Here is a 21,490-nt window from a genome sequence, read left to right on the forward strand (position 1 = left end):
GCCGCCGCCCGCGCGGCCCGTACGGCGACACGGGACGCCGCCACGGCGCGGTCGGCGGCCTCGGCCGCACGTTGTGCCTGAGCCTTGGCGACCGCCGACTCCTGCCCCGCCGCCGCGGCGAGGCGTTCCGCCTCCTGCGCGTCGTTCTTGGCCGCCAGGGCCTCGGCCTCGGCGCGATCGGCCTGCGCGACCGCGGAGGTCGTCTCGAGGGCCGCACGGAGAGTCGCCTCGGTGGCGCTCGTCCGAAGATCGTTCAAGGTCTGGTTCTCGTTGTCCCTGGCCTGGGCCACACCCCAGTCGATCTGGACGAAGCGCTCGTGCATCTCCTGGCTGCCGTCCTGAAGCGCCCGGTTCGCCGCGGCCTGCACCTGCGGGCCGCCTTCAGCCATCGCGCGATTGACGACGGCCCGCAGGTCCAACCTGTACGGCACCCGCCATCCCGACTCGATGAACCGCCCCAGGGCTTCACGCGACCCGTTGCGCAGCACCACGTTCGCGGCGGCCTTGACCTCCGGCCCACCGGCCGCCTTCATCTCGTTCACGCTGGCGCGCAGGTCGATCTCCCGAGCGGTCTCCCAACCGCCGTCGAGGAACGCCGCCACGGCACCGGAGTCGTCCGAGACCAGGGCGGCGTTGGCGGCGGCGGACACCTCGGCCCCTCCGCGGGTCTTGATGCGGCCGACCTGTTCGCGATCGTCCTGCGCCGCGAGCCGGGGAAGCCGGTCAAGGAAGGCACAGATCGCCGCCCTGTCTCCGAGCAGAGCCGCCTCCGCGGCCGGACGGACGTTCACGCCGCCCGTGACCCATGCGTCCAGAACCGTCTGTCGTTCGCATACCGGGGCGCTGGGTGGATCCGTCACCGTCGCCGCGGCCCGTGTTCCACCCATCGGGCTGCCCACGAGAAGTAACGAGAGCACGACGCCGATGACACTCGCCGTCTGCCATGGGGTCCTGCCGCGTAACGCGCGCATCACATTCATCGCCGTCACTCCCACCATTTCGGTCGATGCTTAAAAAATGAATGGGCAGGACGACCGGCCGGCTTTCCTATGCCGGCCGGTCGTTCCGTCCTCAGTCGACGACCCGCAGTTCCAGCAGGGTCTCTCGGCAGTTGTCAGGGAAATCCGGGTGGTTCTCGTCGCACGTGACGTCCGTACGTCCGAACTGCTCGCTCTCGTCCCGCTCGACGAGCTTGGTCCGCTCCACGCCGGACGACACGTTCACGACTGTCGCGTCCACGTCATGGCCGGCCCCCGGTGAGCGGCCGTCTCCCTGCACCTCGTAGACGTTCGGGATCCGGATCTTCACCATTCCCGTCGGCCCGAGGACCTTGAAGCACACCGCCGTCACACCGAGGTGCGGCTCGCCGACCTCGGTGTCTCCGTTCAACAAGCCCGGGAACACCTTGATCACGCCGACCCCGTTCTCCGTGGACGCCGTGCACGAGACCCAGATGATCCCGCCGTTCCCAGTGATCAGCTCGAAGTTCTGCGCCTCGGCCTCGACCGGACTCCAGTTGACCTGACCGGAGGTGCCCGCGTACTCGTGATGGAAGGTGGCGGGATAGACGAAGGTCTCCACGATCGAGTCACCGGCGGCCTGGAGGCCGGCGGCACCGCCTTCGGCCTGGGTGCCCCCGGCCGGTACGAGGTCGCCGACGTACCAGCCCTGGATCTCGACCAGCAGGTGCGCGGTGCCGGAACTGTTGTTCCTGATCCGGACCTTGCCCCCGGTTCCGACCTTGACCACGGTGTGCCCAGCGCGTACGCCGTCGGCCGGTCGCGCGTAGTTGACCAGCGACGTGGTCCTCTCGAGGCCGTCGACCGGCCAGACGTTGAGGTGCCCGTCCGCCGTGTTGTCGACGACGGTCAGGTTCAGGGCCGCCGTGGTGCCCGCCGGCACGCCGAGCGGCACGTCGATGGTGCCGTTCGCCGCGATGGGCTCGCCGTCGCCGACCGTGCGGGTGTCCAGCAGGCGCGTCGCCGCCATCGTGCGCAGTCTCGCGCCGACGTCCGCGCTGCCGGTGAAGTAGCCCAGCGCGGTCGAAACGAAGTGCACCGGCGAGGCGCTGTTGTTCGTGAACGTCGCGCGTCCGTCCGCGCTCAGTTGCACCGCCACGCCGTGCGCGGTCGTACCGGGCACGAAGTCCATGACGCTGCGGTTGTTCGCGCCTCCGGGCGGGAAGGCGCCGACCCAGCCTTGCTGGGTCGCGTCGGTCACGATGAGGTCCAGGTACGCCGCGCCGGCCCCGGCCGGGATGGCGCCACCCGTCAGGGTGAAGGTGCGCGTCCCCCACGGCGGCACGATGCCGCCCGCGCCGCCCAGGCTGCTGCGGGTGTCCACGACCCGGGTGTGGTCGACCGGGACGAAGCCCCGCCCGGCGCTCCCCGAGGTGGTGTAGTAGCCCTGGACGTCGACCACCACGTGCGCGCCGGCGCCATTGCTGTAGACGGCGATCTTTCCGCCGGCGGGCACGGGCACCACCGCGGTGTTGGAGATGATCTGGTTCGCGGTGGCGTTCAGCATCGACAGGGGCGGGCGCGGCGCGCCCTCTGGCAGCAGCGTCAGAAAGGTGGGCTCGGTCGTCACGGCCGTGACGTCGACGAGCACCGCGGTGACGCCGGTGGCCGGCACGCCGCCCACCCCGGTCACCTGGAACGGCGTGAGGCTGCCCGCGGGCCGCGGGCCGGCGTCCGTGCCCAGCCCGGACCGCGTGTCGAGGACCGACGCGCTGGTGGGCAGGCGGACGAAGGCGCCTCCCCGCACGGTCTGCCGCACCCAGTCGCGGACGTTGTCCAGCCGGGTCTCGGTCGCCGCGGTACGGGTCTCCGACGCGTCGGTGTCGAGGCAGCCCGCCTGCCAGGACGCGGTGTGCAGGGCGACCAGCTCGAGGCCCGCCGCGGCACCGCGCAGCGCCGGCCCGCCGGCGTCTCCCTTGCAGATGGTCGCCGGTGCCGAGGAATCGCCGGTGATCTCGAGAGCCTCGGTGTTCACCGTCTGTACGGAAAAGGGCGCCGTGTGCAGCCGGTGCGGCACCCATTTCGTCGCCGTACGCCCGAAGCCGGCGACCTGCAGCACCTCTCCGGACGCCGGCGCGGTCGCGCTCACCCGCACCGGTGTCACCTCGACCACGGGGCTGGACAGCTTGGCCAGCAGGAGGTCGCGCGCCGGGTGCGGGACCACGTGCGTCACGCTGCGCGTCTGCCCCTTGCTGGTGGTGGTCAGGTTCTCCCGGCCGACGGTGACGGTGGTCGGCTGCGACGGCGGGCCGGTCGGCACCGGGCTGGAACCCTCGGCGAAGCAGGACCTGGCCGTCACGATCCACTCCGGATCGATCAGCGCGCCGGAACAGCCGCGCACCGCGTCGCCCACCCTGACGTCCGCCACGAACCCGTACCCGTCGGCGGGCGCCGCCGACCCACCCGCGATGCCGAGAGCGGGCACGGCGGGCAGCGTCGCGACGGCCACCATCCCACCGACTGCCAGCCCGACGAGTGCACCGCGGCATAACAGAAAACGCATCGACGACTCTCACTTCCGCCCGATGGCCGGCAAACGACAGCGGTTGCACACACAGCCTCGTTGCGCGCAATCATCGCGGAAGCCGCTTTCACGCCTGCTTCACGGCTGCTTCACGGCACACGAAGGGAGCGGTACATCCGGACGGTGTTGTCGTGCGCGGTGCTGGCCAGGAGGTCACCATGGGGGTGGAACGCCACCCCGATGTAGCCGCTCGTGGCGTCGGCGGCGGAGGCGGCGGAGCGTGGGGCTCGGGCTGACGCCCGTCTCGTCCCCGAGCACGGTCCCGGTGTTCGGTCGCCCCGCCTGCGATGAGTTCCGGTGCTCCATCCCGTCTTTACTTTGGAGGACGGCTACGACCAAGGAGAGGTCTCATGGGCAAGGTCATCTACTGGATGAACACCTCGACCGACGGCTACGTCGAGGATCCTGACGGCGGCATGGACTTCATGGACCCGCCAGAGGACTTTCGGCAGGCCGCGAACGACCATGTGCGCCGGATCTCGGCGTTCCTGTTCGGGCGGCGGCTGTACGAGGCGATGGAAAAGCCCTGGACGCAGGACCTCGGCAAGGAAGGCGCCCCGCCCCTCGAGCGGGAGTTCGCCCAGCTCTACAAGGAGACGCCACGGTACGTCTTCTCCGACACCCTCCAGACCGTCCCCGAAGGGCTCACGATCGTCCGCCGTGAGGACGCCGTGTCCGTGGTGACGCGCCTCAAGCGGGACATCGACGGCACCCTCCAGCTCGGCGGCGCCGAACTGGCCGTCTCCCTCCTGGACCTGATCGACGAGTTCTGGGTGTACGCGTTCCCCGTGATCATCGGAGGCGGTAAGCCGTACCTGCCCGTACGAGAGGCACTGCGGCTGCGCCTGGTCGAGCAGCGTTCCTTCGCCTCGGGAACCACGTTCCGGCGCTACGTACGACCCTGACCGGCCAGGAGGGCACCAGCGGCGAGGGGCCGGCCGTGACCCGCGACTCCTGCTGGTGCTCGGCCGGCGGCGCCCCTCGGGTCAGCGGGTGGGTGTGCCGTCGGCTCGCCGTTGTTGCTGTCGAGCGTGAGCACGGTGACCGGGCCGTAGTCGATGCGGTGGTAGTTGTCGCGGTGTTCCGGCGTCCCGTTGTCCGGGGCGTCGAAGTAGGCATGGAACTTGGCGCGCGAGCGCACGACGGGAGTCCGGTCCTGCGGCGTCCCGTACCCGCCGTTGAGCGCGCCGAAGCTCTCCCAGTTGCCGAACGCCGGGATGACGGGCACCCCGGTCAGCAGGTCGCCGGACGAGCCCGCGGTGTGGCGGAAGAACTCGTCCCAGCCGGGCTGGTAGCCGCCGCCCTGGACGAGGTCCCCGGTGAACAGCACGGCGTCGGGTGATCTGTCGCGCACGACCGCGAGGTTGCGGCGCAGGCCCTCGTCCTCGGTGAGGGGATAGCGCAGGACGGGCGTTCCGGACAGGACGGTGGTGCCGTACGTGCGGTCCCAGAGCGCACCGGTGGTGGCGGCCGGCCGGCGGCACCCGCGCCTGGCGCCCACTCCCGGCGCTGTACGCGCCCGCGCGGCTCGGTCTCGGAGTCGGACATGGCGATCAGCCTGATGCGCTGCCAGCGGCCGGCGTCCGGGGCGGTGTGGAACCGACCGCGGAAGGTCGCTCCGCCCTGCTCCACCGTGTACTGGTAGCGGGTCCCCGGTCGCAGATCGCTCACCTGCGTGGAGTGCTTGTAGCTGTCCGGACCTTCGAGCCACGATCCCTGTTCGAGCCCTGGGATCTCCTGGCCGAGCTCGGCGGCCGTGTAGGCGAGCTCCGGCTGGAGCCGGCCGGCGACCCGCGAGCTCCGGTCGCCGCGGATACCCGGGCCGCGGACGGTCAGCCGTCCCGGCCGGCCGTCCTCGGTGAACCAGGTGATCGTGATGCCCGAGGAGCTGGGGCTCCGCAGGTAGGGGAGGATGCGGAAGTACGCTGGCCGGGTGGCCGCCGTGGCCGGCGCCGCCAGGCCGGGGGCCGGCAGGAGGGCGGCGGCCAGCGCCGCCGCGCACATTCTCGTTCGCCTGCGCATGGCGTCCCCTCAGTGCTTCAGCACGACATCGCCGACGACGATGCGGTGGTCGGAGTACGGCGTCGTGACGACCCAGCCGGAGCCGGGGCCCACTTTGAAGTGCCGGCGGTCCACGAAAATGTAATCGATCTTCCGGTTGCTCTGGTAGGGGCGGTCGTAGTCGTCAGGCAGCCCATCGGCGCCCATGGTCCACTCGCCCTGGCGGTGCGGGCAGTCCTCGGTCCCGAGATTCCAGTGCCTGATGTTGCCGCGCCAGCGCGGGTCGGCTCCGTCGACCTCGTCGAACACCCCCGTACCGCCGCACTTGGCGTAGAAGTGGGTGAGCGACGGCAGGAACGGCAGCTCGTTCAGGTCGCCGAGCAGCGCCACCGGCATCCGGCGGGCCATCGGCGTGATGGACTCGGCGATCAGCTTCGACTGTGCGTAGTCGATGGACCGGCCGTAGTGAGGGTCGGCGGTGATGTCGGGGGCGTCGGGGAACGACTTCTCGTCGATGATGACCAGGGGCACCTCGGTGTGGGTCACGCACGCGCGGACGACCTTCGCGCGGGGCACGTGCACGTCACCGCAGACGAGCTTGCGGAAGCGCTGGCGATGGTGGTGGCCGAGGTCCAGGTAGGGCGTGCCGTCGAACGCCACCCGGTCGGACGGGTGCTTGCTCAGCAACCCCATGACGTGCCAGCCGTCGGGGTTGACCTGCGCGTCGTAGCAGTTGGGGATGGCGTGGTTCGTCACGACGACCTGCTCGGTGAGGCCGGCGTAGCCAGGCTTCGCCTTCAGCCGGTCCCGCAGGACGACCCACTGCGTGTAACACATCTCGTTGAGTCCGATGATCTCCGCGCGCTGCTCGTGGATCTTCGTCACGGCGTCGTCGACCGGCGCGCCCGTGCTGCCGCCGTTGAAGCCGTTGCCCGCGAAGTTGAAGTCCAGCATCCGGACCCTGCGCTCGGGCTGCCCGGCCGGCGCGGGGCTCGCCGGATCCGCGACGGCGACGGTGGGCGTCGCCAGGAGGAATGCGGCCGCTGCCACCACCGTGGTGACCCTGAATCTCATGGTGCCTCTCCCTGAGGATGAGCCCGCCACTCGGTCATTCCTGTCTAGACCGGTATTCGGCGGAAACGTAACGCCGAGCGGAGGGAGTGACAAGAGCGGGACATGTGCCGCAGGGGGTCGGGGGACGGAGCCGCCCGAAGGTGACGGGCGGGTCAGCCGGCGGTCGGCGGGCGGCTGACGTGCATCTGGATGACGTAGCGGTCGCCGCGGTACAGCGACCGGCCGAACTCCACGACGTTGCCCATGTTGTCCACCGCGACGCGCTCCACGAGGAACGCCGGCTCGTAGTCCGGCACCTCGAGCCGCCTGGCCTCGCTCCTGCTCAGACGGCTGATGGAGACGGTCTGCTCCGCGGTCTCCAGGCGCACGCCGAACAGCCGGCCGAGGAGCTCGAAGAGCGAGTCGTCCCGCCTCATCTCGGCGAGCAGGTTCGGGAACCGCCCGGCGGACAGGTTGGTGCGCTCCAGCGCCATGGGGACGCCGTCGGCGGTCCGCACCCGCTCGATGGAGTGAACCGGGTCGCCGGGCGCCAGGCCGAGGCGGGCCGCGACGTCGCGCGGGGCGGGCCGGGTGCGGCCGCGGTAGCTCTTGGCGCCGGGCGCCATGCCGCGCATCCGCATGTCCTCGCTGAAGGAGCGGAAGTTGTCGGAGTGGATGAGGGTGGGCTGCTGCACGAACGTGCCCCGGCCCGCGACCCGCCTGACCAGCCCGCGCGCCGCCAGGTCGTCGATCGCCCCGCGCACGGTCATCCGGGCCACGCCGAAGCGCTCGGCCAGGACGCGCTCGGAGGGGAGCAGGGCGCCGTCACGCATGTCGAGCACCAGGGCGGTCAGCACGTCCTGGATGTGCTTGCCCTTCGGGCTCCCCTCGCCCCCCGAGAACACCTCTGGAGCGACGTCCCGCGGTTCGTGTCGCGGTCTCGGCACCGCCGCCCCCTCCCCATCGTGGTCGGGCCATCCTATGAGCGGCTCACGCCCGGCGGCACCTGGACGGCCGTTGACATACGGTCTATACCAGTATTAGCTTCCAGGCCATCGCACAAGCGCCCGATATGGAGAAATTCACATGTTTCGCACACGGCGCGGCTTGATCTCGGCGGTGCCGGGCGTGAAGCCCCAGGACCCGCTGCTCGCGCAGGCGCTGGCGGCCTACCAGGCCGATCCCAGCCCGTACGTCACCTACGCGTACTTCTCCGGCGGCACCCCCACCGCCTGGGACCTGGCCTCCGAGGCGTTCTCGACGTTCGTCGCCGGGCGCTCCAGCGCCGAGGACGCTCCTGGCCGCCTTCTTCCTGTCGGGGCTGATGATCCCGGCCAAGCTCGGGCTGCTTCCGGTCTTCTACATGTTCCAGTCCATGGGCTTGATCGACACCCGGTCCGGCCTGGTGCTGCTGTACGCGGCCGGCGGCGTGCCGTTCTCGACCTTTGTGATCATGGGCTTCATGCGCGGGCTGCCCACCGAGCTCGAAGAGGCCGCCCGCCTCGACGGCGCGCACGAGGGACGGCTGTTCGTCTCGATCGCCCTGCCGCTCCTGCGCCCGGCCCTGGCCGTGGTCACCGTCTTCCAGTTCGCGCCCACGTGGAACGACTTCTTCTACCCGCTCGTCCTGCTGCGCAGCGACTCCAAGTACACCGTTCCCGTAGGCCTGACCCGCTTCTTCGGCGAGTTCGCCACCGACCGCGCGACCTTGTTCGCCGGGCTGGTGATCGCCCTGGCGCCGCTGGCCCTGGTGTTCGCGCTCGCCACCAAGCAGATCATCGCCGGGCTGACGGCGGGTATGTCACGGTGATGGCGGATCGCGAGTCTCTCATCAGCATCGACGGCGGCAAGTCCGAGCTCCGTCTGCTCGTGGACACCAGGCACGGCCGGCAGTACGGCGTCGGGCCCGGCATGTCCTACCGGCCGGGCGAGGACGGCGTCGCCCGGATCTTCGACAGCGTCCGGGCCGCGGCCGGGTCGGTCCGCCTGCCCGCGTCCCCCGCCGGTGCGGCCGTGGGTCTCACCGGCCTGCCGGGCGATCCGGCCCTGAGGCGCCGGCTGCGTTCCCTGCTCGAGAACTTCCTCGGGTGCCCGGTTCACCTCGTGGAGGACGCGCTGCTCGCCCACGCCGGCGCACTCGCCGGCGTGGGCACGGTGTTGTGCGCCGGCACCGGCACGACCGTCCTCTCGATCGGCGCCACCGGGCGCAGCGTCAAAGTCGACGGCTGGGGACCGCTGCTCGGGGATCGCGGCAGCGCCCACGCCATCGGCCTGGCCGGGCTGCGCGCCGCCGCGGCGGCCTGCGACGGCGTGGGCCCGGCGACCGAACTGGCCGACCGGCTCACGGCGGAGCTCGGCGGCACCGACCTGGGCAGCCTGCAGCGCTTCTACCGGGACGCCGCGCTGGTCCCGCGGATCGCCGCCTTCGCGCGTACCGTCCTGCGAGCCGCCGAACGGGATCCGGTCGCACGCGGCATCTGCGCGGAAGCGGCCGCGGCGCTCGCGGCGGGCGCCGCCGCGGCGGCGGCGCGCCTGCCGGACGCGGGCCCGCGGATCTCCTACAGCGGACGTCTCCTCGTTCCCGGCGACCTTTTGCACACATTTCTGGCCACGGACCTGTCCGACCGCGGGTTGGACCTGGTCGCGCCGGTGGCCACAGCTCTGGAAGGTGGATTGATCTTGCTCCGCTCGCAAGAACCGTATCGAGACCTGCTGCGGCAGCACACCACCCCTGCGGGAGAGCAGGAGTGAGGGCCGGGCATGGTGTCGAGCGACTCGACGTCGTCATGGGCGAGGCCATGGGCGGGTACGCCGACCGGACGGAGGGCGTGTCCGGCACCCTCGATCCGCTGGAGGTCCACGCCGTCACCTTCGCCGACGACGGGCACCGATTCGCGCTGATCGTCGCCGACCTCGTGTGCGTGAACAGCGACGTCGTCGAGTCGATCCGGAGCGCCGTCCGTGACCTCGGCGTCGACTCCTGCTGTGTGGCGGCCACGCACACCCATGCCGGCCCGGAGTCCGGGTGCGTGCCCGGCGGCGCCACGACACCCGGCTCGCTGGCGGAGCGCCTGCGTCAGGCGGCGCTCCGGGCCGTCACCGCCGCGCTCGCCGACGAGCGGGACGCCCTGCTGGACGCCAGGCGGGCGAGCGTCCCCGAGGTGGGCGGCCGGCGCCTGCTCTCGGACCGCGACACCACCGACGTGCCGGTGGACACACTGGTCGTCTCGTCCCCGGCGGGCGAGGTCAGGGGCGTCATCGTGGTCTCACCCGTACACCCCACGGTGCTCCCCGCGGACAACAGCGGCGCCAGCGCGGACCTCAACGGCGGCATCAGGCGCGCCCTGCGGGCCGATGACCGCTGGATCGTGACGGCCACCGGCGCCGCCGGCGACATCAGCACGCGGCACACCCGCCGGGCCCGCGACCGCGCGGAGGTCGACCGGCTCGGCCTGCTGGTGGCCGAGCGGCTCGCCGTCATGGTGCCGCCTGCGGGCGGGCGGCCCACCGTCACGGACCCCTCCGCGGGCGAGCCGGGGCGGGCGTCCGTGCTCCCGCCCGTCTCCCTCCGCGTCGAACTCCCTCCCAAGCGGCCCGCGGAGATCGTCGCCGCCCTGACCGCAGCCGCGGACACGCAGACGGCCGGCGCGCGGAACCGGAGCGTGCTCCACCAGGGGCGGCGGATCGCGCGCGGCCTCCAGGCCCAGGAACGCACCCAGGCCTACGAGATCGAGATCCAGGCGATCCGGCTCGGTGACGTCACGCTCGTGGCCGTGCCGGGCGAGCTCTTCCTCGAACTCGGCGAGGCCATCCGCGCCACGTCCCCTGTGGCCGGCGCGCCGGTGATCGTGCTCGGCTACGCCAACGGCTACCTGGGGTACCTGCCCAGCCGCGGCACCCCGGCCACGTACGAGACGCTTGTCAGCCCGGTCGAGGAGGGCAGCGGCGAACGCGTCGTGGCGGTCGCGGCCAGGGCCGTCGAGGCGCTGGGGAGCCCCATGGCCGCATCCCAGTTCGCCGTCCGGGCGGGAACGCTCGTCGACAAGGTGCTGACGACGCAGATGGACGCCATCGGCCGGGCGGCCGAGCTGGTCGCCGGCTCGATCGCCGCCGGCGGGGTGCTCCAGGCGTTCGCCACCGGGCACTCGCGAGCCGTCGCGCTGGAGCTCACCGGCCGGGCCGGCGGCCTGGCGGCCGTGAGCATGCTCGCCGTCAAGGACCTGGTGATGTTCGGCGGCGAGGACCCGGCGCTGATCCTGGACCCGACGTACGAGCGGACCCCCGGCCTCGCCGAGCGGATCTACACGCTGGCGAAGCCGGATCCGGCCGACGTGTTCCTCATCGTGTCGAATTCCGGGATCAACGCGGCGATCGTCGAGATGGCGCAACTGGCCCGCGCCAACGGCCAGCGCGTGATCGCGGTGACGTCGCTCGGGCACACCCGCTCGCCGTCCGCGCGCACGGTGGACGGACCACACCTGGCCGACCTCGCGGACGTGGTGATCGACAACTGCGCGCCGGCGGGTGACGCCACGGTCGAGCTCGCCGCCGGGCTTCGCGTCGGCTCGGTCTCCACCTTCACCGGGGTGCTCATCGCGCAGGTGCTGGCCGAGCTCGTCTGCAGGAGGCTGCTCGCTCAGGGGGCGGACGTCCCGGCCTTCGTCTCGGCCAACCTCGCCGGCGGCGACGGCCACAACGCGGCACTGTACGAGCGCTATCACGGACGGGTACGCCCGGTCGAACCGTGATCACGAGCCGGGGGGACGGCGTTCCGGCCACACCCGTCCCCCCAGCGGACGACCGCCTCCTAGACGCCGGCCGGTGGCCGGGTGAGCTTGGCGGCCACGGCGTCGAGGACCCAGTCCAGGCCGGTCGCGAACGACTCCTCGGCGGCCACCTCCGTGCCGTCGTGCACGGCCTTGGCCAGCGCCGGGAAGCGGCCCGTGGCCAGCATCCTCATCACATGCGGGCCGGAGGCGCGCTGCCAGTCGCGCTTGGACAGGCCCGTGGCGCGCTCGGCCCGCAGGTCCGCGATCTCGCGCCTGATCGCGCCGGTGAAGTAGGCGCTGACGATCTCCACGGCGCGCATGACGGTGTCGAGGTCGGCGAGGCCGTCGAGAGCGGCCAGCGTGGCCTCGGTCACGGCGAGGGCGTTCGGGCCCAGGGTCGGACGGCCGCCGAGCAGGTCGGCCAGCCATTCGTGACGGAGGGTGGCCTGCCTGGTGCGGTGGGCGCGGACGCGCAGCACCTCCCGCCAGTCGCCGGGCTGCTCCTCGGGGAGGATCTCGGCGTGAACCTCGTCCACCATGAGGTCGAACAGCTCCTCCTTGGTGGAGATGTATCCGTACAACCGCATCGGGCCGGCGTCCAGCCGGGCGGCGACCTTGCGCAACGACACCGCCTCCAGCCCACCCTCGTCGGCCAGCGCGATGGCGGCGGCGACGATGCGCTCCCGGTCGAGCGGCACGGGGCGAGTCGGCGGTTCTGGCCGGTCCCACACAGTCATGGTTACATCGTACTGTTGCGATACACTGTATTAGTCAAATACGTTACATCGCTATGAGACACCGTATTGCCGTCATCGGAGCCGGGCCCGCCGGCCTCACCTTCGCCCGCGTCCTGCACCGCCACGATCACCCCGTCACCGTCCTCGAACGCGATCCCGCCCCCGACGCCCGTCCCCCGGGCGGCACGCTGGACCTGCACGAAGGGCTGGGCCAGCTCGCGCTGGGCAAGGCGGGGCTGCTGGCGGAGTTCCAGGCGCTGTCCCGCCCCGAGGGGCAGGCCATGCGCATCCTGGACGTGGACGGGACCGTCCTTCGCGACTGGCATCCCCGTCCGGATGAGCGGGCCAATCCCGAGATCGACCGGGGGCAACTCCGTGACCTGCTGCTCGGCCCCCTCGACGTCCAGTGGGGGCGGGGCGTGACGGAGGTGGTGCCGGGGACCCGGGATGGCGCGCTGGTCCGGTTCGCGGACGGGCGGCAGGAGACGTTCGACCTCGTGGTCGGCGCGGACGGCGCCTGGTCCCGGGTCCGCCCGGCGGTCTCGTCCGCGACGCCGCACTACACCGGCGTCACCATGATCGAGACCTCCCTGGACGACGTCGACACCCGCCACCCCGACCTCGCCCAGCTGATCGGCGACGGTTCCGTGGCCGTGTACGGCGTGAACCGCAACCTCGTCGCCCAGCGCAACAGCGGCGGCCACGTCAAGGTGTACGCCCAGTTCCGCGCGCCGCTCGACTGGCACACGAACGTGGACCGCCTGAACGCTGGCCTGGAGGCGAGCCTCGACCTGACCGACGTCGAGGCGGTGCGATCAAGCCTGCTGGCCCTGTTCCGGGGCTGGACCGCTCCCGTGCTCGACCTCCTCCGCCACGGCACCGCTTTCGCCCACCGCCCCCACTACGTCCTGCCCGTGTCCCACACCTGGGCCCACGTCCCCGGGGTGACGCTACTGGGCGACGCCGCCCACCTGATGCCCCCGTTGGGGGTGGGCGCGAACCTCGCGATGCTGGAAGGCGCCGAACTCGCCGAGTCCGTCGCCGCAGCCCTCGGCCCTGGCGATCTGGACGAGGCCGTACGCGCCTTCGAGGAGCGGATGTCGGCACGGGCCGGCAGGCTGGCGAAGATGACGGCGGCCGGCCTGGAACGCCTCGTGAGCCCGGACCCCACCCAGGCCCTCGCCCTCTTCGACGACGTTCAGCCGGCCTGACCGGCAAGCGCGAGCTGGGCGGCTCGCGCGGGTGACCAGACCGCCATCGCTCGCCGTCCAGCGGCGTGTCGGCGTCCGGACCAGGGTGTGAAGTCCGTCTTCCGGTAATGGGCGAGGATCTCGTCCGTCGGCCTTTCCGTGTACAGCGAGAAACGCAGGTCGGCCCAGCAGCCGGTGGAATCGCCGTCCACTACGGCCTGGGCCCACCGACCACCAGCGGTTCGACGGTTCGCGAGGTGCTGATCACGAGGCGCCCCATGGTTCTCTCAGCCGGCGCCGGCCCAAAACCGATCCACTTCCTCGCAGATGAAGTCGGTCCGTTCCTGGAACACCCAGTGACCGCACTCCTCGATGACGCTGGACCCGAAGGACGACCGGCCGCCCCACGCCATGATCGGCACGGTCAGCTTCTCCGCCGTCAGCCTCCTCATCTGCTCGGCCGACTGCGGTATGGAGCCGTAGAGGTTGAGGCTCGCGCGCAGATTGCCGGGCTGGCGCATCCGCAGGACGTACGCCTGGATCTCGGATTCCGGCATCGCGGTCGGATCATAGGCGAAATCCCGGAAGAAGTGCCTGAGGTACTGCTCTTCACGTCCCTCGACAAGGAACCGGGTGATGTCCATGTTCATGTGCATTCCGAGGTGCCAGTACGCCATGCGGGGATCCACGTACCCCGGCTAGGCGAGGGCTGCGGAGGGCGGTCCGCCGAGGTCATGGCTCAGAATGTGGAAATGCTCCGCCCCCTCGGCATCGAGCAGGCCCAGCATGTCGGCCGCGATCGTCTCGGGGTCATAGCCGCTGAACGGCTTGTCGCTGTCGGCGAACCCCCTCAGGTCCGGGGCGATGAAACGGTATTTGTGGCCCAGCCGCTCGATGACGACCCGGTATTCACGGTGCGTTTCCGGCCAGCCGTGCAGGCACAGGACGACCGGCCCCGATCCGGCGGTGACGTAGTGGAGCCGGACCCCATTGGTCTCGGCACACTTGTGTTTCAGGTCCATCAGATCCCCCTGTCCTGACATTCCCCTCCCCGCCCATGCACGGGCAACGATCCGGCAACCGCTGCGCATGCAGGTCCTCGTACGGTCTGAAGGTCGTTCAGGCGGCACGCAGCCGGATTCCGGCCGTCATTCTGGTGTTCGGATGGGTTTTCTGGCCCGGTAGGCCCGCTGTCGGCAGGCTGGGCCTCAGTAGCGGCGGCGGCGTTCCGTGACGTTCGAGGGGCGCCGCATTCGTCGCAGAGGCGGCGCGGACAGGCGCATGGCGAGGCGGAGGTAGCGCTGGGCGAAGCCGTGCAGCTCATCGTCGTCGCACATCAATCCGCACAGATGGGTCAGCCAGGCGCACACCCGTAGCAACTCGTCGCGGATGTCGGGGTGAGGAGGCGTGCAGGCTCGGCACGATGTTGTTGGCCAGGTACAGCGCGACAGGGCGGGCGCAGGTGGCCCGCCCCCGTCGCGGCGTCGGCGCAGGCGAACAGCCGGGGCATCTCGACGGCCGTGTCGACGGCGCGCTGGTCCACGTGGAGAGGGGTGTCACCCGACACCGGCGGCGCGGCGTCCTGGGTCGCTTCGAGATCGCCGGGCTCACTTTCCGGCGGCAGCTCGGCCAGACATTAGATCCGGTGTGGTGATGCGCTCAGGCGGCGAGGCCCGGTGGCGATCGCCAGGATATCGTTGTGGGTCCGAACCGAACCCAAGTGAATACTCCGACTACTCTCGCTGGAGCCGAATTGAATTACCGGTGAACGAACTCCGGCGGCGATGCTCTGGGCCTGCCTGCCGGATCTCAGAAAAAGCTTCGCCGACAAATGCCGATTTTCTCAATACGTCGGAAGGCATGGCTCCTCTAACCACCAGATTTCACTCTCCGCCGCAAGGTTGAGAGGCGCCGGAAGGGAGAGATTTGCGTGGGACAAGCCGGCCTCGAGGGCAGCCCGCCGCATTCCAGCGCATCTGCCCAATCCACTCAATCCAGAGAAACCGAGCGGCCGGACGTCACACGGACCTGCGTGTCAGCAGTTGCCCGGGGGTGTCGGCGGAGACGTTGACGTAGTAGTCCTTGATCGCCATCTGCCAGTCGCCGGTGGCGATCCGGCCCTTGCGGGACAACACGTTGAACAGTTGCTTGGCCCGGTGCAGGGTGAAGCCGATCGCCGACATGCAGGCCAGAAAGTCGGCCGGCTCGATGTAGCCGTCATCGTTGCGGTCGGCCAAGGCGACCAGGGCGCTGGCGTAGGGCTGACCGTAGGCGTCGAAGTGGCCGGCGTCGGGGGCGGCCGCCACGTACTGCTCGAACGTGACGACGCTGTCCTGCTCGCCACCGGGGATGCCGGCGAGTCCTTGCCAGTACGTGCGGCAGCCGGCGATGAGAGCTCGGGCCTTGTCCGAATCGCGGTCCATCGCGAGGGCGTTGATCACCCGCTCGGCCAGGAGGTCGAAGTCCTCAGCCCGCAGATGTCCGTCACCGGTGACATCCAGGAGCGAGAAGCGGGCTTGCACGCGGGCCAGGTGGAACGTGGCGTCCTCGGCCATGTCAGGTCTCCTCAGGTGCAGGGGGGCGCACACCAGGCAACGAACACTGTCAGTATTCGCTCAACACCTATCAGTAGTCGACTGGCTTTTTGGTGAGACCGATTTTTTGGTGAGCCGCCCACGATGAACCCGCGAACATGGCAGGGCGGAAACGGTGACACATGACGTCAAAGAACGTGCGGGAGCGACCGGCCTCTCCATGCGATCATCTTTGTGGCACGTCCCGCGATCCGCTGTCTTTGGTCGAATTTCGGCCTATTGGACGGGGCTCGAACCCCTACTCGCCATCGTTTAGCGCTAGGCACCGAATTAGCAGATCGATACAGGCGTGCAGCCGCGCATCAGAAGCGCCACTTGAAGCGGCCGATCGGCACCGGTACGTTCCCGCGAGGGAGCGAGCGGACCACTGGACGCGGGCCAGCGGTCGCCCCGGGTCCGCTACGCGGCGACGGCGTTCTACTCGTCGGCAGGAGCGTGGCTCCCGCGGCCCGGTGCCGATCGGCTCGATGTCATGCTGACTTGCGTGCGAGCAGTTGCCCGGGCGTGTCCGCCGTGGCGCTGAGGTAGAAGTCCCTGATGGCCGCCTTCCAGTCTTCCGTGGCGACCGCGCCGTCGAGGCTCAGTTCGGCGTAGATCCGCTCGACCTGCGGTTCCCCGAAGCCGATCGCCGACATGCACGCCAGGAAGTCGGCGCGTTCGACCTGGCCGTCCTCGTCCCAGTCGGCCAGTGAGGCGAGGGCTCGGACATAGGGTTGGCCGAAATGGTCGAAGTGGGCCTCGTCGCGCAGGGCCGCCGCGTACTCCTCGAAGGTCACGACGTCGTCGGCGGCCGCGGTGGCGACCAGCCCTCGCCAGTAGGTGCGGCAGCCCTCCAGGAGGGTGGCGGCCTTGGCCGAGTTCCGTTTGACGGCGAGCACGTCGAGAATGTGTTCGGCCAGCATGTCGAAGTCCTCTGCCTGCAGGCGTCCATCTCCGTTGGCGTCCAGAAGCGAGAACCGTATTCGCAGCCGGATCAGGCGCGATGGGTTGTCCTCGGACATCTCTTGCCTCCTTGCGGTGCTGAAGAACAGGTCATGCAGGGGCGTGGGCGAGGGCTTGCCCGCCACTCAATGACCACCCAAAGTAAAGATAGCAATACTTTGGGTAGCGGCCAGGCCTGATGGAGAGCCCTTCACGGCGTGCTCGCTCACGGCGACGACGGATCGGTGCCCCCAGCAGGCGCGAGTCGCCGTCCGCACCCGCCCGACTCGCACGGGCTGCCACCCGCAGAAGCATCACCTTCGCCGCGTGTTCGAGGCCGGGCCGCCCGACCAGCGCATCCCCTCGATCGCCGTCATCGACGCCAGAAGGCATCATGAGCGCGCTGGTCAGCCACGTATTCCCAGCGTTCTGTGACCAGCCCTTGCTCGAAGTGGTAGACGTTGAAGTTGTCCATCTGGACACGCTCTCCACGACGCTCCGCACTCCAACGGTGGAGGGTGATCGCATAGGAGTCGTTGGCCTCTACGGAAAGCAGCCGGGTCCGGAAGGTACCACTCGTTTCCACGAGCGCGAGTTGGCCAAGCCTGATGATCGCGTCCTTACCACGATGCTCACCCGCCACAATGCTGTCGCCGCCGATGTAAAAGACGGCGTCGTCGGCGATCAGGTCGAGATAACCATTCAGATCGCCATTTTCGATTAGATCGTAGAGGCAGCGAGCGAGCGTAGCGTTCGGGTGTAGATCTGGCCCCATATGGCAACCATGCCACATCGAGCCGAATGGCCACTGCGGGTCTACACCCCGCACAAGGCAATCCGACGTCGGGTTCCGCGGAGTCCGCGGTGCCGCAGGCCCCTACCCCGGCTCGGCGTCGTGGACGACGAGGGCGAGCTGAACCCGGTTGTCCAGGCCCGCCTTGGTGAGGATGCGGGAGATGTACCCCTTCACGGTGCCCACGCTCATGTGCAGTTCACCGGCGATCACCGCGTTCGGCTTCCCCTGGCCGACGGCCAGCGCCACCTCGCGCTCCCGCTCACTCAGCCGGGCCAGCACCTGACGGGCGTCGGTACGTCGTCGGCTCTCCTCCTCGGGCACCAGGTGGGCGATCAGCTTGCGCGTGACGCTCGGCGACAGGATCGGCTCCCCCGCCCCGACCTTCCGTACGGCGTCCACGATGCCCTCCGGCGGGGTGTCCTTCAGCAGGAACCCGCTCGCCCCCGCCCGCAACGCCCTGAACACCAGCTCGTCGGCGTCGAACGTGGTGAGCACCACCACCTCGGGGGTCCTCGCCCCGGCCCCCGCCCGCAGCCGCCGGGTGGCCTCGATGCCGTCGAGGCCGTTCATCCGGAGGTCCATGAGCACCACGTCCGGCCGGTGCTCGGCCACCGCGCCCTCCACCTCGCCGCCGTCGGCCACCGCGCCGACGATGTGCAGGTCGGGGGCGCCTTTGAGCATCAACGTCAGACCAGCGCGTACGAGGGCGTCGTCGTCCACGATCAGCACCCGGATCGGCGCGCTCTCGTCGGCTCTCACCTGGGTCATGCTAGCCGCGGCATGGCGACGCCCTCACCGCGGCCACGGCAGCCGGGCCGTCAGCCGGTACTCGCCGTCCGCCGTCTCCCCGCTCTCCAGCCGGCCACCGGCCAGCGACGCCCGCTCCGCCAGACCGGCCAGCCCCGCCCCCGCCCCGGTCCCCGCGAGGGTGGCCGGTCCGGTGTGCAGCGGGTTGCGCACCTCGACCACCAGCTCGGACCCCCTGGCGCCCGACACGAGCACGGTGACGGGCTGGCCGGGCGCGTGCTTGCGCGCGTTCGTGAGCCCTTCCTGCACGATCCGGTACGCGGCGCGGCCTGCCGCATCCGGCGCCTCGGACAGGCGTACGCCGTGATCGCGCAGTTCAACCCGCATCCCGGCCCGCCGCGACTCTTCCACGAGCGCCCCGAGATCCACCCCGCCACCCGAGGGCGACCCGGTGTCCGACGGCGGCGATGGGGGCGACGGTGGCGACGGTGGCGGATCGCGCAGGACCGTGATGACGGTCCGCAGCTCCTCCAGCGCCAGGCGGGCGCTCGACCGGATCACCCCGGCCGCCTCCGCGACCTCGCCCGGCGTGGCGTCCGCGTTGAACTCCAGCGCCCCCGCGTGCACCGCCAGCAGCGACAGCCGGTGTGCGAGCACGTCGTGCATCTCCCGGGCGATACCGAGCCGTTCGGCGCGGCGGGCCTCCTCGGCGCGCAGCCGCTGCTCGGTCTCCGCGCGGCGAGCCCGCTCGGCCAGCGACAGCACCAGCTCCCGGCGGGTACGCGCCAGCATCCCCCACACGGTCACCGCCACCCCGAACAGCACCCCGACCAGCGCCCACACCGGATAAGGCGCCAGTCCGGGCGGCCGCAACGCGAACCTGACCAGCGTCGCCCCCACGCCCGCCGCCCCCACCGCGATCGCCACGCGCGGCCGCCGATACAGGGCCGCGATCAGCGCGGCCATCCCCGCCGCGACCGACGCCGAAGCGGCGGGCACCGACAGCGCGATCACCGCCAGCCCCGCGGACACGGGCCACCTGCGGCACAGCCATATCCCCGCGCAGGCCAGCGCGCCACCCACCAGGTCGGCGGTCAGGTACCAGCCCGGACCGCCCGCCAGATCCCCCCAGAGGACCCCCACCGCTCCGGCGAACGCGGGCACGAACGCGCCCAGGCCCACGACCCAGCCGCCCCGCGACCGCATCCGGCCGATCCGCACCTCATCCGAGCTGGTCAGGAACACAACCGCCGATCGTAGCCCGCCCCGCGGCGCCCGTGGGCAACCGAGGTCGCCGGTCGACCACGACCAAAGTCACCGGGCCAGGTATCCGAAGTGGTAGGCGGAAGGGACCTGGGCTGCCACGTTCCGGCCGTCCGCCGGCAGCGGCCGACACCCGCCGCCCGGCACGCTGGCCTCCATGAACGCAGCCGACATACCGAAGGGCGGCCGCCGCGCCGCGTTGCTGCTCGCGGTGATCACCCCGGTCATCGCCGAGCTCACCCTGGGCAACCCGCCGCTCAGCCAGATCTGGCTGATGCTCCTGTGGATCCCGATCTACGGGGCCGGCACGGTGCTGATCCGGGAGCTGGTACGACGGCGCCGCGGGGGCTGGCCGTCGATCCTGCTGCTCGGACTGGCGTACGGGATCGTCGAGGAGGGACTGGTGCTGCAGGCGCTCAGCAGTCCCACCATGTACGGAGTGGCCGGGTGGGCGCCGAGGTTCCTGGGGCTGAACAGCGCCTATACCGAGCTCAACCTGCCCTACCACGCCGTGTTCAGCGTGGCGCTGCCGATCCTCCTGGCCGACCTGGCGTTCCCGTCCCTGCGCGACCGGCCGTACCTGAAGCGGACGGGGGTCGTGGTGGCCGCGGTGGTGTTCGTACTGGGCGGGCTGCTGCTGCGGGTGACCGTGGCGACCTCCATCGACCCTGGCTACCAGGCGCCGGTCGCGGTGCTGGCGGGGTGCGTGGCCGCCGTGGCGCTGCTGGCGGTGGTGGCTCTGCGCGTGCTCCCGCCTGCTGTCGCCACGCCGCCCGGTACGCGGGCCGGGGCGGCTCCCGGGTCCTGGGCGGTGGGGGGCTTCGGGGTGGTGGCGGGGTTCGGGTATCTGGCGCTGCTGTTCCCGTTCGGCGGGGCCGCTCAGCCCGCCTTCACCCACGGCGGCTGGGTGGCGGTGCCGATGCTGGGCGCGGCGGTGGTCGCGGTGCTGGCCTGGTGGCTGGTCCGCCGGTGGACGGCGAGCGGCGGGTGGACGGATCGGCACAGCCTCTGCCTGGCCGGTGGGGCGCTGGCGGGGCACACCGCGTTCGGGGTGGTGGCCAACGCCGCCACGCTCGCCGACAAGCTGGAGTTGTCCGCTCTGGGGCTGGTCACGGTCGGCCTGCTGGCGCTACTCCGCCGCCGGCGGCCCGCCCCGATGCCGGCGAGATAACCCGGAAAAGATCCTCCCGCCAGATGTAGAGAACCTGGCCACGGCGACGACCCCTCTGCGAAGACCAAGAGAACAGGACAAGGACATGCGTAAGATCATCTTCTGGGTGCACACCTCGATCGACGGCCACATCGACGGCCCGAACGGCGAGTTCGACTGGCCCGTGATGGGCGAGGACCTGTCGGCCTACTCCGAGACGCTGAGCAAGCGTTCCGACACCTTCCTGTACGGGCGCGGCGTCTGGGAGGGCATGGTGGCCTTCTGGCCGAACGCCGAATCGATGTCGGACCACCCGCACGTCCTGAAGTTCGCCCCTCTCTGGCGCGAGACGCCGAAGATCGTCTTCTCGCGGACGCTGAAGGAGACCGACTGGACGAGCCGGATCATCGGCGACGACCTCGCCGAGCAGGTCGCCGAGCTCAAACGGCAGGACGGCAAGGACCTGCTGCTCACCGGCGGCTCCAGCCTGGCCGCCGCGCTCACCGAGCACGGCCTGATCGACGAGTACCACATCGCGGTGCACCCGGTCGTGCTGGGCGGTGGCCGGCCGCTGTTCGTCCCGCGCGACGAGCGGCTGGGCCTGCGGCTGACCGAGTCACGTACCTGCGACTCGCAGGTGGTGGTGATGCGGTACGAGCGCCCCTAGCAGAGGCGCTCGACCGGCACGTTGCGAGCGAGCGCCTGCTGGGCCGGCCCCCGGCATCG

The 21,490-nt window shown here is 70.8% G+C and carries 22 protein-coding genes; 8 read left to right on the forward strand and 14 right to left on the reverse strand.

What is annotated here, in order from left to right:
• A partial coding sequence (locus tag AB0I15_RS62695; protein ID WP_358119110.1) for an ALF repeat-containing protein occupies positions 1-980 on the reverse strand: 980 nt, incomplete at its 3' end.
• A 91-nt stretch (positions 981-1,071) separates the two neighbouring features.
• On the reverse strand, positions 1,072-3,522 hold the full coding sequence (locus AB0I15_RS62700; RefSeq protein ID WP_358119112.1) for a trypsin-like serine protease: 2,451 nt from the start codon (positions 3,520-3,522) through the stop codon (positions 1,072-1,074).
• Positions 3,523-3,893: 371 nt separating this feature from the next.
• Between AB0I15_RS62700 and AB0I15_RS62705 the strand changes: the two genes are divergently transcribed.
• Positions 3,894-4,448 (forward strand): dihydrofolate reductase family protein, encoded by a 555-nt coding sequence (locus AB0I15_RS62705; protein WP_358119113.1) that lies wholly within the window; start codon positions 3,894-3,896, stop codon positions 4,446-4,448.
• Here the strand turns inward: AB0I15_RS62705 and AB0I15_RS62710 are convergent.
• The 3 genes from AB0I15_RS62710 to AB0I15_RS62720 all read right to left on the reverse strand — a co-directional run bounded on the left by AB0I15_RS62710 (position 4,433) and on the right by AB0I15_RS62720 (position 7,544).
• Complete coding sequence (locus AB0I15_RS62710; RefSeq protein ID WP_358119115.1) at positions 4,433-5,044, reverse strand: metallophosphoesterase; 612 nt, start codon at positions 5,042-5,044, stop codon at positions 4,433-4,435. The genes AB0I15_RS62705 and AB0I15_RS62710 overlap by 16 nt on opposite strands.
• A 530-nt stretch (positions 5,045-5,574) precedes the next feature.
• A complete protein-coding gene (locus AB0I15_RS62715; protein ID WP_358119117.1) occupies positions 5,575-6,618 on the reverse strand; it encodes an endonuclease/exonuclease/phosphatase family protein in 1,044 nt (347 codons plus the stop codon).
• Positions 6,619-6,770: 152 nt separating this feature from the next.
• Positions 6,771-7,544 (reverse strand): GntR family transcriptional regulator, encoded by a 774-nt coding sequence (locus AB0I15_RS62720; protein WP_358119119.1) that lies wholly within the window; start codon positions 7,542-7,544, stop codon positions 6,771-6,773.
• A gap of 350 nt (positions 7,545-7,894) precedes the next feature.
• On the opposite strand from AB0I15_RS62720, the gene AB0I15_RS62725 reads away from it, so the two are divergent.
• From AB0I15_RS62725 to AB0I15_RS62735, 3 genes are read left to right on the forward strand one after another with little or no spacing between them, the layout of a single operon-like run.
• Positions 7,895-8,407, forward strand: a complete 513-nt coding sequence (locus AB0I15_RS62725) for a carbohydrate ABC transporter permease (RefSeq protein ID WP_358119185.1) — start codon at positions 7,895-7,897, stop codon at positions 8,405-8,407.
• Positions 8,407-9,348 carry a BadF/BadG/BcrA/BcrD ATPase family protein gene (locus AB0I15_RS62730; RefSeq protein ID WP_358119121.1) on the forward strand — a complete coding sequence of 314 codons (942 nt, stop codon included), beginning with the start codon at positions 8,407-8,409 and terminating at the stop codon, positions 9,346-9,348. The genes AB0I15_RS62725 and AB0I15_RS62730 overlap by 1 nt, the downstream gene beginning before the upstream one ends.
• Positions 9,345-11,345, forward strand: a complete 2,001-nt coding sequence (locus AB0I15_RS62735; protein WP_358119123.1) for a sugar isomerase domain-containing protein — start codon at positions 9,345-9,347, stop codon at positions 11,343-11,345. Before AB0I15_RS62730 ends, AB0I15_RS62735 begins: the two co-directional genes overlap by 4 nt.
• 59 nt (positions 11,346-11,404) lie before the next feature.
• On the opposite strand, the gene AB0I15_RS62740 is transcribed toward AB0I15_RS62735, so the two are convergent.
• A complete protein-coding gene (locus AB0I15_RS62740) occupies positions 11,405-12,103 on the reverse strand; it encodes a TetR/AcrR family transcriptional regulator C-terminal domain-containing protein (protein ID WP_358119125.1) in 699 nt (232 codons plus the stop codon).
• 53 nt (positions 12,104-12,156) lie between these two features.
• Between AB0I15_RS62740 and AB0I15_RS62745 the strand changes: the two genes are divergently transcribed.
• Positions 12,157-13,314 carry an NAD(P)/FAD-dependent oxidoreductase gene (locus tag AB0I15_RS62745; RefSeq protein ID WP_358119126.1) on the forward strand — a complete coding sequence of 386 codons (1,158 nt, stop codon included), beginning with the start codon at positions 12,157-12,159 and terminating at the stop codon, positions 13,312-13,314.
• 266 nt (positions 13,315-13,580) lie between these two features.
• Here the strand turns inward: AB0I15_RS62745 and AB0I15_RS62750 are convergent, their stop codons facing one another.
• The 3 genes from AB0I15_RS62750 to AB0I15_RS62760 form a co-directional block, all read right to left on the reverse strand.
• Positions 13,581-13,943: a hypothetical protein gene (locus tag AB0I15_RS62750; protein ID WP_358119128.1), complete on the reverse strand. Its 363-nt coding sequence runs from the start codon at positions 13,941-13,943 to the stop codon at positions 13,581-13,583.
• A gap of 48 nt (positions 13,944-13,991) precedes the next feature.
• Entirely contained in the window at positions 13,992-14,315 is a 324-nt protein-coding gene (locus tag AB0I15_RS62755) for an alpha/beta fold hydrolase (RefSeq protein WP_358119130.1), read from the reverse strand.
• 186 nt (positions 14,316-14,501) lie between these two features.
• Positions 14,502-14,630, reverse strand: coding sequence for a hypothetical protein (locus tag AB0I15_RS62760; RefSeq protein WP_358119132.1), 129 nt, complete (start codon positions 14,628-14,630; stop codon positions 14,502-14,504).
• A gap of 86 nt (positions 14,631-14,716) precedes the next feature.
• On the opposite strand from AB0I15_RS62760, the gene AB0I15_RS62765 reads away from it, so the two are divergent.
• Positions 14,717-14,947, forward strand: coding sequence for a hypothetical protein (locus tag AB0I15_RS62765; RefSeq protein WP_358119134.1), 231 nt, complete (start codon positions 14,717-14,719; stop codon positions 14,945-14,947).
• 364 nt (positions 14,948-15,311) lie between these two features.
• Here AB0I15_RS62765 and AB0I15_RS62770 read toward each other — a convergent pair whose 3' ends face one another.
• The 5 genes from AB0I15_RS62770 to AB0I15_RS62790 all read right to left on the reverse strand — a co-directional run bounded on the left by AB0I15_RS62770 (position 15,312) and on the right by AB0I15_RS62790 (position 19,596).
• Positions 15,312-15,848: a hypothetical protein gene (locus tag AB0I15_RS62770; RefSeq protein WP_358119136.1), complete on the reverse strand. Its 537-nt coding sequence runs from the start codon at positions 15,846-15,848 to the stop codon at positions 15,312-15,314.
• A 509-nt stretch (positions 15,849-16,357) separates the two neighbouring features.
• Positions 16,358-16,888 (reverse strand): hypothetical protein, encoded by a 531-nt coding sequence (locus AB0I15_RS62775; RefSeq protein ID WP_358119138.1) that lies wholly within the window; start codon positions 16,886-16,888, stop codon positions 16,358-16,360.
• Positions 16,889-17,181: 293 nt separating this feature from the next.
• Positions 17,182-17,583 (reverse strand): nuclear transport factor 2 family protein, encoded by a 402-nt coding sequence (locus AB0I15_RS62780; protein ID WP_358119139.1) that lies wholly within the window; start codon positions 17,581-17,583, stop codon positions 17,182-17,184.
• Positions 17,584-17,685: 102 nt separating this feature from the next.
• A complete protein-coding gene (locus AB0I15_RS62785; protein ID WP_358119141.1) occupies positions 17,686-18,372 on the reverse strand; it encodes a response regulator transcription factor in 687 nt (228 codons plus the stop codon).
• A gap of 24 nt (positions 18,373-18,396) precedes the next feature.
• A complete protein-coding gene (locus AB0I15_RS62790; RefSeq protein WP_358119143.1) occupies positions 18,397-19,596 on the reverse strand; it encodes a histidine kinase in 1,200 nt (399 codons plus the stop codon).
• 175 nt (positions 19,597-19,771) lie between these two features.
• Between AB0I15_RS62790 and AB0I15_RS62795 the strand changes: the two genes are divergently transcribed.
• Both AB0I15_RS62795 and AB0I15_RS62800 read left to right on the forward strand, forming a co-directional pair.
• A complete protein-coding gene (locus AB0I15_RS62795) occupies positions 19,772-20,785 on the forward strand; it encodes a hypothetical protein (protein ID WP_358119145.1) in 1,014 nt (337 codons plus the stop codon).
• Positions 20,786-20,870: 85 nt separating this feature from the next.
• Positions 20,871-21,431: a dihydrofolate reductase family protein gene (locus AB0I15_RS62800; RefSeq protein ID WP_358119147.1), complete on the forward strand. Its 561-nt coding sequence runs from the start codon at positions 20,871-20,873 to the stop codon at positions 21,429-21,431.
• The last annotated feature ends 59 nt before the right edge of the window (positions 21,432-21,490 follow it).

It is taken from the genome of Nonomuraea sp. NPDC050643 (assembly GCF_040654715.1).
Classification (GTDB): domain Bacteria; phylum Actinomycetota; class Actinomycetes; order Streptosporangiales; family Streptosporangiaceae; genus Nonomuraea.